Source organism: Pseudoalteromonas sp. MMG012 (assembly GCF_018100875.1).
Lineage (GTDB): Bacteria > Pseudomonadota > Gammaproteobacteria > Enterobacterales > Alteromonadaceae > Pseudoalteromonas > Pseudoalteromonas aurantia.
Genome location: NZ_JAGJEF010000001.1, coordinates 82,561 through 97,066, shown reverse-complemented (window position 1 = coordinate 97,066; position 14,506 = coordinate 82,561). Strand labels below are relative to the sequence as shown.

The 14,506-nt window shown below is 42.1% G+C and carries 13 protein-coding genes; 1 reads left to right on the top strand and 12 read right to left on the bottom strand.

All coding sequences use genetic code 11. The features are described 5' to 3' along the window. Positions 1–46: 46 nt before the first annotated feature. The 11 genes from J8L97_RS00440 to J8L97_RS00390 form a co-directional block, all read right to left on the bottom strand. Complete coding sequence (locus J8L97_RS00440) at positions 47–661, bottom strand: tetratricopeptide repeat protein (RefSeq protein ID WP_210995695.1); 615 nt, start codon at positions 659–661, stop codon at positions 47–49. A 114-nt stretch (positions 662–775) separates the two neighbouring features. Continuing rightward, entirely contained in the window at positions 776–2,092 is a 1,317-nt protein-coding gene (locus tag J8L97_RS00435) for an adenylosuccinate synthase (protein WP_211047482.1), read from the bottom strand. Positions 2,093–2,263: 171 nt separating this feature from the next. Continuing rightward, a complete protein-coding gene (hflC, locus tag J8L97_RS00430; protein WP_211047481.1) occupies positions 2,264–3,142 on the bottom strand; it encodes a protease modulator HflC in 879 nt (292 codons plus the stop codon). A 5-nt stretch (positions 3,143–3,147) separates the two neighbouring features. After that, positions 3,148–4,314: an FtsH protease activity modulator HflK gene (gene hflK / locus J8L97_RS00425; protein ID WP_211047480.1), complete on the bottom strand. Its 1,167-nt coding sequence runs from the start codon at positions 4,312–4,314 to the stop codon at positions 3,148–3,150. 103 nt (positions 4,315–4,417) lie between these two features. Then, the gene (gene hflX, locus J8L97_RS00420; protein WP_192508810.1) at positions 4,418–5,704 is read right to left on the bottom strand and encodes a ribosome rescue GTPase HflX; all 1,287 of its coding nucleotides are present in this window, start codon (positions 5,702–5,704) and stop codon (positions 4,418–4,420) included. Positions 5,705–5,722: 18 nt separating this feature from the next. Further along, positions 5,723–5,989: an RNA chaperone Hfq gene (gene hfq, locus J8L97_RS00415; protein ID WP_192508811.1), complete on the bottom strand. Its 267-nt coding sequence runs from the start codon at positions 5,987–5,989 to the stop codon at positions 5,723–5,725. Positions 5,990–6,065: 76 nt separating this feature from the next. Next, positions 6,066–6,983: a tRNA (adenosine(37)-N6)-dimethylallyltransferase MiaA gene (miaA, locus tag J8L97_RS00410; RefSeq protein ID WP_211047479.1), complete on the bottom strand. Its 918-nt coding sequence runs from the start codon at positions 6,981–6,983 to the stop codon at positions 6,066–6,068. Beyond that, positions 6,976–8,895 carry a DNA mismatch repair endonuclease MutL gene (gene mutL, locus J8L97_RS00405; RefSeq protein WP_211047478.1) on the bottom strand — a complete coding sequence of 640 codons (1,920 nt, stop codon included), beginning with the start codon at positions 8,893–8,895 and terminating at the stop codon, positions 6,976–6,978. Before mutL ends, miaA begins: the two co-directional genes overlap by 8 nt. 3 nt (positions 8,896–8,898) lie before the next feature. Next, on the bottom strand, positions 8,899–10,191 hold the full coding sequence (locus J8L97_RS00400) for an N-acetylmuramoyl-L-alanine amidase (RefSeq protein WP_409455143.1): 1,293 nt from the start codon (positions 10,189–10,191) through the stop codon (positions 8,899–8,901). Between the two features lie 55 nt (positions 10,192–10,246). Then, positions 10,247–10,708: a tRNA (adenosine(37)-N6)-threonylcarbamoyltransferase complex ATPase subunit type 1 TsaE gene (gene tsaE / locus J8L97_RS00395; RefSeq protein ID WP_211047476.1), complete on the bottom strand. Its 462-nt coding sequence runs from the start codon at positions 10,706–10,708 to the stop codon at positions 10,247–10,249. A 2-nt stretch (positions 10,709–10,710) separates the two neighbouring features. Next, positions 10,711–12,207, bottom strand: a complete 1,497-nt coding sequence (locus tag J8L97_RS00390) for an NAD(P)H-hydrate dehydratase (protein WP_211047475.1) — start codon at positions 12,205–12,207, stop codon at positions 10,711–10,713. Here J8L97_RS00390 and queG point away from each other — a divergent pair. Beyond that, positions 12,190–13,353, top strand: a complete 1,164-nt coding sequence (queG, locus tag J8L97_RS00385) for a tRNA epoxyqueuosine(34) reductase QueG (RefSeq protein ID WP_211047474.1) — start codon at positions 12,190–12,192, stop codon at positions 13,351–13,353. The two genes, J8L97_RS00390 and queG, sit on opposite strands and share 18 nt — an antisense overlap. 2 nt (positions 13,354–13,355) lie before the next feature. On the opposite strand, the gene J8L97_RS00380 is transcribed toward queG, so the two are convergent. Further along, positions 13,356–14,483: a PleD family two-component system response regulator gene (locus J8L97_RS00380; RefSeq protein WP_211047473.1), complete on the bottom strand. Its 1,128-nt coding sequence runs from the start codon at positions 14,481–14,483 to the stop codon at positions 13,356–13,358. Between the last annotated feature and the right edge of the window lie 23 nt (positions 14,484–14,506).

The following is a 14,506-nucleotide window of genomic DNA, read 5'->3' as shown; positions in this document are numbered from 1 at the left end:
ATATGACAGAAGACATCTCATAATAGTTAGATGTTTCTGAGCTTAATCACATTGGTAATCGAGCTCGGCGTACGACACTCTGTGGCATTTTCTGTGCAAGCTGACTCAACGCCCGCTCAATTTTCTTGTGCTGGGCTTTATCTGCTACAGCAGAATGAAACAACCAACGGTAAGCATCTTCATAGTCTCTTGGGCTACCATGCCCTTGATTAAATAGCCCGACTAAACGCAATTGCGCTTTTAAATTACCCTGTGCAGCGGCTTCTCGTAAATAGGTAATCGCCATTGCCTTGTCTGCTTGAACTAACTGGCCCACATCATAGTACCGACCCAGCTGCTCTAACGCAGATGCTAAACCTTGCTCAGCAGCGCTACGCATGTAATATAAGCCAAGCTCCACATCTCTATCAACACACACTGCATATGCCAGCATATCGCCATACAAGAACTGATATGAAGGCAACGCCATTGTCTCGGCCCTTGCTTCGATATCTTGCACTAATTGGCATTCATCGCTTTTTACCCGCTGTAAATGCTGATTGTTCTTTATGAGTTCGATTAACTCGGCTTGTGTATATAAGGGCACCGCTTCAATCGGTTCTTGCGCGGCATACACTTGCCAACAGAGTAAAAAGCTCAGACTACACCACTTTTTCAACATAAGTACCTTGACGTCAATAACCACATACTCAAATATTTATACAAAGACTATACCAACAATCAAATTTTAGGTATAAAAAAAGCTGCAAAAGCAGCTTTTTTTATTTGGTGAAGCTTATTCGCCAAATGGGTTGCGTAAAACCATGGTTTCTACGCGATCTGGGCCAGTTGAAATAATATCAATTGGCACACCAGTAATTTCTTCTAAACGCTTAACATAGTTAACAGCGGCTTCTGGAAGCTGTTCAACTGACGTTGCACCGAATGTATTCTCAGTCCAACCTGGCATTTCTTCATACACTGGCGTTACTTTGTCATAACCTTCAGCAGCCAATGGTGTGATATTTGTTACCGTACCATCTTCTAGCTGATAACCAGTACAAATCTTAATTGTTTCTAAGCCATCTAAAACATCAAGCTTGGTTAAACAAAAACCGGTAATGCTATTGATTTGAATTGCACGACGCATCGCAACAGCATCAAACCAACCAGTGCGACGTAAACGACCCGTCGTCGCACCAAATTCATGGCCTTTATCACCTAAATGCTTGCCTACAGGGTCTTGCTTATCTAAACCATCATATAGTTCAGTTGGGAAAGGACCAGAACCGACTCGCGTGGTATATGCTTTTACAATACCAAGTACGTAATCTAAGTTTAACGGACCAAAACCAGCGCCAGTCGCAACGCCACCTGCGGTGGTATTTGAAGACGTTACATATGGGTACGTACCATGATCGATATCTAGTAATGTACCTTGTGCACCCTCAAATAAGATGTGTTCGCCCGCAGCACGCTTTTGATCGAGTAATTCTGTTACATCAACAACCATTGCTTTTAGGATTTCAGCAACAGCCATTGCATCGTCATATGTCTTTTGGAAGTCTACTGCGTCAACTTTATAGTAATTAACAAGGGCAAAGTTATGGTACTCAAGAACTTCTTTCAATTTCGAAGCGAATTGCTCTGGGTTGAATAAGTCACCAACACGTAATCCACGACGGGCAACTTTATCTTCGTATGCTGGGCCGATACCACGACCAGTTGTACCAATGGCTTTCTCACCACGCGCTAATTCACGTGCTTGGTCTAAAGCTACATGGTAAGGCAAAATAAGAGGGCAAGCTTCACTAATCAACAAACGCTCACGTACTGGTACGCCACGCTCTTCTAGCATGCCAATTTCTCTCATTAACGCATCTGGCGCTAAAACTACACCGTTACCGATAACGCACTGTACATTGTCTCGTAACACACCTGACGGGATCAAGTGTAAAACGGTTTTTTCACCGTTTATGACCAATGTATGGCCTGCATTGTGGCCACCTTGATAGCGTACAACAAGAGAAGCCTTATCTGTAAGTAAGTCAACAACCTTACCTTTACCTTCGTCACCCCATTGGGTGCCTAATACAACGACGTTTTTACCCATTGCAAAATCACTTAGAAAAAATTAGGCGCAGATTTTACCAGAAAACCATGGTTAAGATCACCTTGTTTAGATTATTTTTTCTTCTTTCAATTTTATATATGCAAAACTCATTGAATTAAAAACAAAAAAAGCTCTGAAAAAATCAGAGCTTTTTATTCAGGTCAGTTTGTACTACTGCACATTTGGCCCTTTTAAGTAATTAAAGAAATCACTTTTTGGTGATAACACCATCACATCATTTTTATTTCTAAAGGTGTTTTTATACGCCTCTAAAGAACGGACAAAACCAAAAAATTCAGGATCTTTGTTGTACGCATCCGCATAAATTTTAGCGGCTGTGGCATCACCTTCACCACGTACTCCTCGTGCATTTCGCTCTGCATCAGCCAGCATAACCGTCACTCGGCGATCAACCTCAGCACGAATCGTCTCCGCTTTCTCTTGACCTTCAGAGCGGTGCTCTTTTGCCACCGCAGTACGCTCTGCGCGCATACGTTGATAAATAGAGTTGCTCACTTCATTAGGTAAGTTAATTTGCTTAACGCGTACATCTAACACTTCGATACCCAGCTCTTGCGCACTTTCAGACGCTTGCACCAATGCTTCAGCCATGAGCTCACTTCGCTCACCTGAAACAATTTCACGAATTGTACGAGAACCAAAATTCGTTCTTAAGCCATTATTTACTTTTTGCTTAAGGAGGGTTTCTGCATACTGCTTATCCCCTCTAGCACGCAAGTAAAATGAGCTAAAGTCATTAACACGCCACTTAACAAACGAGTCAACGATCAAATCTTTTTTCTCACTAGTTACAAACCGATCTGGCGCACCATCAAGTGTCTGTATACGCGCATCCAAACGACGAACTTGGCTAAAGAATGGGACTTTCAAATGTAACCCTGGCCCATAAACTACCGCTGCATCATCACTGTCTTTTTGTACTTTACTAAACAACAAAACAATGGCTCGCTGTCCCTCTGTCACCACAAATACAGATGAAAAAGACATGATCACCGCTAATAGTAATAGCACAACACTAAAGTTCTTCATTGCGATTACCTCCCATTGTTGAATCTGTCTTGTGTATAGCGATCATTACTGCTATTCACGGTGCTGTTACGAGATTGACCCAAGGTCTTGCGAAGTTGATTAATATCATTCTGACTTGGTAAGGTCATTGGATTAGTGCCCGTTGATTGATTCATAATTTTATCTAGTGGTAAATACATCATATTGTTACCCCCATCAACGTCAACCAACACCTTAGTGCTATTTCCTAAAACTTCTTCCATTGCGTCAATATACAAACGCTGGCGTGTTACTTCTTTTGCTGCGGCATATTCAGGTAACAGCTTTTCAAAGCGAGCGACTTCACCTTGAGCTTCCAAGGTAATACGTTCTCTATAACCTTCAGCTTCTTGCGTCATACGTGTAACACGACCACGTGCACTTGGTTCGATCTCACGTGCGTACGCCTCCGCTTCGCGAATAAAACGTTCTTCATCTTCTTGTGCTGCGATTGCATCATCAAAAGCATCTTTCACTTCTGATGGTGGACGCGAGTCTTTAAAGTTCACATCTGTGACTAAGATACCTAAGTTATAGGGTTCAATGATTTTGTTTAGCTCATCCCACGTGCGTTGACGAACCAATTCACGACCCGTTGTTAATACTTGATCCATTCGTGAATGACCAACAACATAACGAAGCGCACTGTCTAATGATTGCTGTAAACTGTGGTCCGCGTCCGTCACACTAAATTTATATAATGTTGGATCCATCACTCGATATTGCACTTCAAACTCAACACTCACAACATTTTCATCTTCTGTAAGCATAAAGCCGGATGCTGATAATGAACGTACCGCTTCAATATTAATCGGTATAACACGTTCAATAAATGTCATTTTCCAACGTAAACCAGGTTCAGCAATACGATCAAATTTGCCAAATTGTAACACTATGCCACGTTCAGCTTCTTTAACGGTGTACATTCCACTCAACGCCCAAACAAGCGCTGCAATAAATAAAACAAAAATAATCCCTGCACCACCAATGCCACCATTGCCGCCGCCACCGGATTTGCCACCGAATAGACCACCAAATTTATTGCTGAACTTACGGAATACTTCATCTAGGTCAGGTGGGCCCTGATCTCGTCCACCACGGTTTTTCCATGGGTCGTTATCATTGCCATTATTACCCGGTTCATTCCAGGCCATAGCTATACTCCATTGTAATTAAAATGAATTAAGATAAATCTAACAAATATAGAACGCATCTCATACAAAAATGCGTGCAAAACTGTAATTTAATGTGAAAATTTTATTTTATGATAAAATTTTCTATCTCTGAGCCTTGCTCTTTCTTGAGCTTTTCCCAGTCGACATGGGGTACTCTCACATCGATTAACCAATTTCCATGCTCATCGAAGCTCTCTTTTTGTACCGCACTGAGATTAAACAGTGCGCCACGTAGACGCCCAAAACTCGCTGGAATACATAAACTTTCTGAGAAGATCTTCTTTGCAAGTAATTCTGAAATTGCTTGCGAAAGTAGCTCAACACCAGCACCGCTGTGTGCTGATAACCATACCCGAATCGGCATGCCTTCATCATTTCGATCGATTCGAGGCCTTACATCATCCAACAAATCTATCTTGTTATATATTAATAACTGCGGGATTTCATCTGCTTCAATCTCTGTTAAAACAGATTGTACCTCTTCTATATTCTCTTTTCTTCTACTATCCGCCGCATCAATCACATGAATTTGTAAATCAGCTTCTCTCGTCTCGGTTAGTGTTGCCTTAAACGCTGCAACTAAGTCATGTGGTAAATGTCGAATAAAGCCAACGGTATCAGCTAATATCACCGACCCTATATCGTCTATATGTAGCTTTCTGAGTGTCGGATCAAGTGTTGCAAACAATTGATCCGCCGCGTAAACATCAGCATCAGTGATATGATTAAACAAAGTCGATTTACCTGCATTGGTATAGCCTACCAAAGAGACTGTCGGCACTTCATTTCTCGTACGCGCTCTGCGCCCCTGCTCTCGAACAGTCGCAACTTTATCTAAGCGTTTACGAATACTTTTAATCCGTTCGCGTAATAATCTACGGTCCGTTTCCAGCTGAGTTTCTCCTGGCCCTCGTAAACCAATGCCACCTTTTTGGCGCTCTAAGTGAGTCCACCCTCGAATTAATCGCGTTGATACATGACGTAGTTGAGCCAACTCAACTTGCAATTTACCTTCGTGCGTTCTGGCACGCTGGGCGAAAATATCTAAAATCAGCGTCGTTCTATCTAACACTCGACACTGGCAGATACGTTCTAAATTTCGTTCTTGCGAAGGGCTGAGTTGATGATTAAATATGATGACGTCTGCATTGTGGATTTTGACAGTTTCAGCTATTTCTTCTGCTTTACCCGTACCGACGAATAGTTTGGCATGTGGTGATTGACGGCTGCCTTGCACAACCGTCAAACTACTAACACCAGCAGAAGATACCAACATTTCCAATTCATGAAGATCTTCACGATCCCCTTCATTAGGAAATTCGATATGTACTAAAACTGCCTGTTCGCCGGCTTCATAACGGTCAAACAAGCATTACGCTCCTAGTTTTTATTGATAGCTACCTTCATCGCCTTGCTCAGCAATTTCATTGCCTTGCGCACTTTGAAAATTAACCGCGCGCGCTGGCACAACGGTAGAAATAGCGTGCTTATAAACCATTTGGTTTACTGTATTTTCAAGCAAAATTACAAACTGGTCAAACGATTGAATTTTACCCTGTAATTTAATGCCGTTAACTAAAAAAATTGAAACAGGAATGCGCTCACGACGTAAGACATTCAAAAATGGGTCTTGTAACGATTGGCCTTTTGCCATTTTCTTTTCCTTCGTTCTAGGTGTTATTATAATTTCGCTGTCATCAAATCGGAACAGATTGATTTAACAACTACTATTAGCTTAGCGAAGTTAGTACGCGTTGCAAGTTTTCTTGATCATCAGTCTCTAACCAATTCACATTTGGCCAACTTCTTAACCAAGTTAGTTGGCGCTTCGCAAGTTGTCTGGTTGCCGCAATCCCTTTGAATACCATTTCGTCATGATCGCAGTTTCCCGCTAAATGCTCCCACATCTGTCGATAGCCAACACAGCGTATCGATGGTAAATCTGGGTGTAAGTCTCCACGCTGATATAAGGTCAAAACTTCATTTTTAAACCCCTGATCTAACATTATATTAAATCTTTTTTCTATTCGCTCGTGCAATACTTTACGATCATGTGGTGCAATCGCGAATTGGTGAAATTGATACGGCAATGTAGGCTGTTTTTGCTTCTGTAAAACGGTCATCGTTTGCCCAGTTAACCTATACACTTCTAATGCACGATTAATACGCTGAGAATCATTTTCACTGATTTTTGCTGCTGCATCAGGATCAATATTGGTTAATTCTTGATGTAAAGCAGCCCATCCATGCGCTTTTGCTTGCGCTTCTAGCTCTCTACGTACTGCGGTATCAGCCTCTGGCAATGGTGATAAGCCTTCAATTAATCCCTTAAAATACATCATAGTACCACCAACTAAGATAGGTACTTTTCCTTGCTTATGCAACATATCGATTTTTTCAATCGCATCACGACGAAAATCGGCCACAGAATAACTTTCGAGTGGATCTAACATATCAATCAGGTGATGTGGCGCAAGAGATAATTCGTCAGCGTTAGGTTTAGCGGTGCCAATATTCATGCCTTTGTAAATCAAAGCTGAATCAACACTTATCACTTGTGTATCTAAATGTTGGCATAGTGCTATGGCCAACGCCGTTTTTCCAGCGGCGGTCGGGCCCATTAGTGTTACAACCGGTAAATTACTCACTCTCAGACCTTTGCTGTAATAACGTCAAAAATATACTGGGATCTATTTTAACTGCTTTTTCCTGAATACGCGCCAAACATTCGGTATTTTTTTCTACTGCAGGTTGAATCTTTGCAAAATGCTCCGATTCAAAATAGCGTGTGGGTGTATGGCTATTGAGCCATTCAAGCCATTGCTCTAATGACTCAGAGCCTGCTGTACAGCCAATCAATAGCTCCGTCATAAATGTTGCGACATCAATACTGTATAAGCTCAGTGGCATTTTTTTTATCATTGCATATCGCTCAAACAATGAAATTTCAAACCCCAATAAGGTTAACCATGAACTTTGGTTATGCAACTTTGCAAGGTCCGCTTTTTCCAAGTTAACTCTAACGGGTAATAACAACGCTTTCCCCAACAATGCAGCATCCTGCTCAATGACTTTTTGCCAGTAAATCGTCAAAGCATATTCAAAGTGCGAAATACAGATATCGCTACCTTGCTTAATTAACACCGCACCATTGGGCATACTCAACCAAGAAATTGGCTTAACGGAACTTACTGTTGGCTCTGCTACCTCAACGACATTATCAAAATAGCTGGCCTGTTGATGAGATAACCCCTGATAAAGCTGATTTGCATTATATTTCCGAGCGTTATTCTGTGGTTGCGTAGAATGAGCGACATAACCCGCCTCATCACTTTTTCCGCTTGCTCCTCGTTCACTACCAGAACGACAACTACCTTCTGAGCCCTTTTGGCGCATACTCACGTCTGCAGGACTGTGACTCCCCTCTAGATCAGCGTAATCGCCATTCGTTTCATTAACGCTTTGCAGCGAACTGCGATATGCTTGGTGCTGTTCATCCTCTTGATGCTGCGTTTGCATAGCGTAAGGTTCATCAGCCAATCCAACCTGTTCGCCTTCCAAAGACCCAGCTTGGTCAGCGGGCAATACAACTTGCTTAATCGCTTGCACAATAAAGTCATGCACTAATCTCGCCTGATGAAAACGTACTTCATGTTTGGCCGGGTGTACGTTGACATCCACTTGTCGTGGATCAATATCAACATAAATCACAAACCCCGGCAAAGCCAGCTCACCAACCACCTCTTCAAAAGCTTGTCGAATAGCATGCAGTATCAGTTTGTCGCGCATCATACGCCCATTTACATAGCTGTATTGCGTGGTATTACTACTGCCGACAGGCATAACCCAACCATTCAGTTTTAAGCCATCTGAACCTGACTCAATAAATGATGCACACTGTTCAAACTCTTTCCCTGCAACTTGCGCCACCCGTTTAACTCCGTGTGCGCTCTCCCTAGCACGGTATTGCCGCACAACCTTTTGGTTATGGGTTAACGTCAATGAAATATCAAATCGACTCAGAGCTATCCGTTTGAGTAACTCGTCAATGTGGCTAAACTCTGTTTTTTCTGTTCGTAAAAATTTACGACGAGCTGGCGTATTAAAGAAAAGGTCTTTCACTTCAATGGTCGTCCCTGAGGGGTGAGCCGTGGGTTGGATTTTAACCGCCATATCTCGGCCTTCAGCAAATGCTTGCCACGCCGTTTCTTGTTCCTGTGGTTTAGAGCTTAATGTCAGCCGTGAAACCGAACTAATCGATGCAAGCGCTTCTCCGCGGAAACCCAGCGATGATATACACTCTAAGTCATCAAGGCTTTTTAGCTTACTGGTTGCGTGTCGCGATAACGCTAATGTTAGCTCATCCTTATAGATCCCTTGACCATTATCTCGAATTCGAATGAGCTTATGACCACCTCGTTCAATATCAATATGAATTTTGGTCGCGCCAGCATCTATACTATTTTCAACCAGCTCTTTAACCACTGACGCTGGACGCTCAACAACCTCACCGGCGGCTATTTGGTTCGCTAAACGGGCTGGAAGGATTTCTATACTCATACTCTACGCTTTTGGGATAGTCAGAATTTGGCCAATGTATAAGGTATTTTTCTTCAAACGGTTGTGTTTTTTCAAGGCCGTCACGGTGGTGCCATAACGACTCGCCAACACACTCAAAGATTCTCCTCTTTTCACTTTATGCTTAACCGGTGTATTATTTTTTAAACTTGCAAATAAGGAATTATCTGGCGGGTTTCGTTTGTAGTAATTACGAATAGAAAAAAATATAGCGCTAGCAAGCTTTTGTTGATGCTCTGCCGTATTCAACTTCCGCTCTTCTCGCGGATTAGAAATAAAACCAGTCTCGACCAAAATAGAAGGTATATCGGGTGATTTTAGTACACCAAAGTTAGCAGCTTGTGGCTTCTTTTTATGTAATTTAGAAACGCTTCTTAACTCTTTTACAACTTCATCAGCCACTTGAAATGCTGTTTTCATAGAATGATCCATCGACATATCTAACAAAGCTTTTGCCAAATATTTCTCATTAGCAGTGTCTTTAATTAACCCAGCAGCACCTCCCAATAATTGGGAATGCTTTTCTTTATCTTCTAACCACTTACCAATTTCAGAATTCGCGCGCCGTAATGACAAAACCCATACAGAAGTGCCGTTAGGGCCAGGACTCGAAAATGCGTCTGCATGTACCGAAACAAAGAAATCAGCGCGTTTTTCTCTTGCTCGTGCCGTTCGGGTATTTAACTTTAAATAGTAATCCCCTGTACGAATTAAACGCGCTTTCATCCCTGGCTCTTTATCAACTAATCGGGCAATCCTTTTGGCAATTTGTAATGTTACATTTTTTTCATACGTGCCCGAGGGCCCTATCGAACCAGGATCTTCTCCACCATGTCCTGCATCAATCGCAATGACAATATCTCTGTCAGCAACGCGGGTACGTTTCTTTGCGTTGACTTTATCAGCACTGCGTGAAGTTGTATTTGTTGAATATAAATCGACAACTAATCTATTTTTATAAGGCCCTGTCGGTGCCAACGCAAAAATCACAGGCTTAACCGCACCACTTAGTTCAAACACCACTCGTGTACTGTTCTTTTTCTTTGGCTTACTGTAGCGTAATTTACTAATTAATTTATGTTTTTTTGGTACAGTCGGTAAATACTTTGCCTGCTGCGTACTTTGCAAATCAACGACTAAGCGCAACGGGTTTTTCAGCATAAAATAACTAAAGTCAGGCTTAGACGACATGTCGAAAACCACTCGGGTACTATCTGGAGAGGGCCATACACGAACGCCTTCCATTTTATTTTTAGCTAACACTACCGCACTGTTCATAAAACACAGTAATAAAGCACATAGCACTACAATATGATGTACAAAGCGTCTCATTTTATTCCAAATTACTGATAATATTTTTACCGCGCTCACTCTGTGCTGTAATTGTCACGCTGCGCTGTTGATCTTGATATTTCATCTCTATATTTAAATCTGGGGTTGGGATAAAGCCGACCCCTTTTTCAGGCCATTCAATAATACAAATTGCACTTTCAGCAAAATAATCTCGAATCCCCATATATTCCAACTCTTCTGGATCACCCAGTCGATATAGATCAAAATGATATACTGAGACATCTTTGAGCTCATAGGGTTCAACCAACGTATATGTTGGGCTTTTCACTTTACCTGTGTGACCTAAGCCCTGAACGATACCTCGACTTAATGTGGTTTTCCCTGCACCTAAGTCACCATGGAGGAACAATACAGCCCCTTTATTTATTACTTGAGACAAGCATTGTCCCATTTTAACCGTTGCCGCTTCATCAGCTAAATGTAGGCAAAAAACATCATTCATGTTCACCCCAGTAAACGTCTAATATGCTCAAATAAATCACTGGCAAGTAGTCCTTTTTCACCATCGGTTGCCGCTTTTTCTGCTGCTAATCCATGAATATACACAGCCAAACTCGTTGCGGCAAATTTCTCCATACCTTGTGCAAGTAAGCCCGCAATTATACCAGATAACACATCCCCCATCCCAGCACTGGCCATTGCTGAACTTCCCGAACGGTTAATATTCATACGGCCACAGTGATAAACTATGCTGCCTGGACCTTTGAGTACAACCGTACTGTGATATGCATGCGCTAAAAATGACGTTGTCGTGAATCTATCCGACAGTTCTATGTCTGAATCATTTTCTATCAGTCGCTTGGCTTCACCAATATGCGGTGTGATCACGCTATCACTAAAACGCTGCTGGGTATTTGCTAATAAGTTAAGTCCATCTGCATCGCATACGATCGTCCGCTCAAATTCGAAACACCTCTTAAACAGCGTTTGCGCCCATGCATCTTGTCCTAAACCTGGACCTACCACCAACACATCAGCTTTGATAAATAAATTATCAATTGCTTCTTGCTCGTTGTTCAATGATCTCACTCCATGAACCATAAGTTCGTAACGTCCTTGTTGTACCAATGCGACATTATCGGCGTGTGTTAATACACTCACTAAACCTGCGCCCGCTCTTAAACATGCCTCACTGGCCAATCGAATCGCGCCACCCATCCCTTTATTCCCACCAATGAGTAAAACATGACCGCATTGGTTTTTATAACAGTCTGGGTCCCGATTTAGCCTCTGCGCCATAAAGGTTTGCTGAGCACTATAATGAACGGCAGCTTTTACACGTGCTGAAAAAATTTCCGCAATGCCAAGGGGTGCAAATAGCAGTTTTCCACAAAAATGTTTTGCTCTCCCTGTCAACATACCTTGTTTTAACGCGATGAAAGTCATCGTAATTGTGGCTTCAAAAGCGCCCTCAGCGACCACTCCAGAAGACGCATCAATGCCACTAGGCACATCAATACTTAAACGCATTGCCGAGCTACAATTGCAATAATCAAATATCGTCTTAATTGATGCACTCAATTCACCAGAATACCCCGTGCCAAAAACACCATCAACTATCACATCATAGCTGCCTCTTTCAGCAAAGTTTGCTATAAAAGGCACTTTAGCGGATACAGCTTTCTCATAAGCACTCTGTGCATCCCCAGTTAATAACTGCGGAGAAAACAGACTCATCACCGAAACGACTCTGCCCGTCATATGAAGTAAACGCGCCAGTAAATAGGCATCTCCGGCATTATTTCCTTTACCCGCAAGAATAAGAATGCGTTCAGCATTCAGCAGCTCATGATCAAATAAAGAAAATACCGCATCTGCGGCTCGCTCCATCAGGTGCGATAAGCTAATGCCTATCTCGCTGGCAGCCTGACCTTCATTGTCCTTTACTTGCTGGGCCGTATACGCAAACTGTGGTAAATTACCATGGTATTTAGCTTCCAAGATCGATTTCCTGTGACTATCACTCATATTGACTATATTGAACTCGCAAAAAAAATTAAGCAATGGGGCGTAGAGCTTGGCTTCGCTGAAGTTGGTATCACTGACATTGATCTCAGCCAACATGAAGCGCAGTTGCAGCGTTGGTTAGACAATGGGTACCACGGGGAAATGGCGTATATGGCCGCACACGGTATGAAACGAGCACGCCCTGCGGAACTTGTGCCTGGTACCCAACGCGTCATCTCAGTCAAAATGAATTATCTACCTCCTGATGCCAGTTTTGCCAAGGCGCTCAATAATAAACAAACAGCTTACATCAGCCGCTATGCACTCGGTCGCGATTATCATAAAGTAATGCGCAACAGGTTAAAAAAACTAGGCCAAAAAATTGAACGTGAAGTTGAACAACTGGGATACCGACCTTTTGTCGACTCTGCACCAGTCCTTGAACGCCAACTTGCTGAAAAAGCGGGGCTTGGCTGGCGCGGAAAAAATAGTTTACTGATCAATAAAAAAGCTGGGTCATGGTTTTTCTTAGGTGAGCTGTTTGTCAGTATTCCATTACCCATTGATAATCCCAATGAATCTGAAGGCTGTGGAAAATGTAATGCCTGCATCACTTTATGCCCAACAGGCGCAATCGTTGAGCCTTATGTGGTTGACGCACGAAAATGTATTTCTTATCTTACAATTGAGCTACAAGGCGCAATCCCAGAACAGTATAGAGCACTATTAGGTAATCGAATTTATGGCTGTGATGACTGTCAATTAGTTTGTCCGTGGAACCGCTTTGGCCAACTCACTGATGAACAAGACTTTCACCCTCGTCAAAATATCAAAGACCAAGATCTAATAACCTTATTCTCTTGGGATGAAGCAACATTCTTAAAAAATACTGAAGGCAGCCCGATCAGACGTATTGGGCATGAACGCTGGCTCCGTAATATTGCAGTAGGGTTGGGTAATGCAGACTACAACCCCGCTATCATTCAGTTACTAACTGAGCGGCATCAGCATACATCGCCGCTCGTACAAGAACATATTGAGTGGGCTATTTCCCAGCAAAATGAAAAACAAATTAATACCGAGCGAAAACAAGCACGCCTGATAAGGATTATTGAAAAAGGCCTGCCTCGAGACGCATAGCGCTAAGACTTATCAGTTAATAATGATAAGTCCCCTTCAATCTCTTTAAAAGCGCTTTGCACCATTTCAATCGCCTCCTCACGCGCCACTGAATTTTGAATTGCCTCATCTACATTACTAAAAATGAAAATTTCTTGGTCCTCATCTAAACCCATTGTCGGGATCTTAGATTCAAAACGCTCTTGTAGTGATCTAAACACAGACTCATTTTGTCGCCGGTTTGTGTTAAGCATACCCATAAGACTTTTAAATTTACCATTGATCATTGTGAGGGCATTATCTAAATTGTCTTTTTGTGTGTTAAGTTCTTTGCGCGTCATAATTGCAAGTAGCTGCTGCTCTGTCACACTGACCAAAAAACAAATATGGTCACGAATACGACCATGCTTATTTTCATCGCTAGGCATATTTAGAATCAAAACACTCACCAAATCGTAGTTTACCAGTATACGACTGGTGAATTCATGAAGACGCCCTTTTGACTTTAATATATCAAATAACTCCACCACAATTGGTGAACATAAGCCACTGGTGGCAAAGTGGTGACGTTGTGTATCAACTCGCACCTCAGCATTGCAGTTCAAGCCAAAACTAGATAAACACTTTATCATCACATTAATTAATGTGGAAGCATCATCAACCTGTGAAATTTGTTCGATATAATTAACGATTTGCCCCATTTCACTACTGGTAGCCATTGCATCAAATGCGGTTGATGTCGCATCTTCTACTTGCTGTTCCAATATGTCTTTATCTAATAACATTTGACTTAAGTTCATCAGCTTACTTTTGAGCTCGCCTTGGCCAAATGGCTTAACGATATAATCTTCAGCACCAACAGCATACCCTTCCATACGCTCTTCGACAGAACCTCTTGCAGAAACAAACATAACCACAATATGGTGAGTCTCCGGATTCGCTTTGATCGCCCGACAAACATCATATCCATTCATTTGAGGCATGCTCACATCGAGCAATATTACCTGAGGGTCAAATGTTTCAATGATCTCTAAACACTCAGGTCCGCTACTGGCTGTCAGCAAATCAAAATTCAGGTCTTCTAGAATTTCTTCCAGTATTTCTAAATTAAACGGTTCATCATCGACGGCTAAAATACGCTGAAGGGCCATATGTCTATTCCTTTTGTATGTTT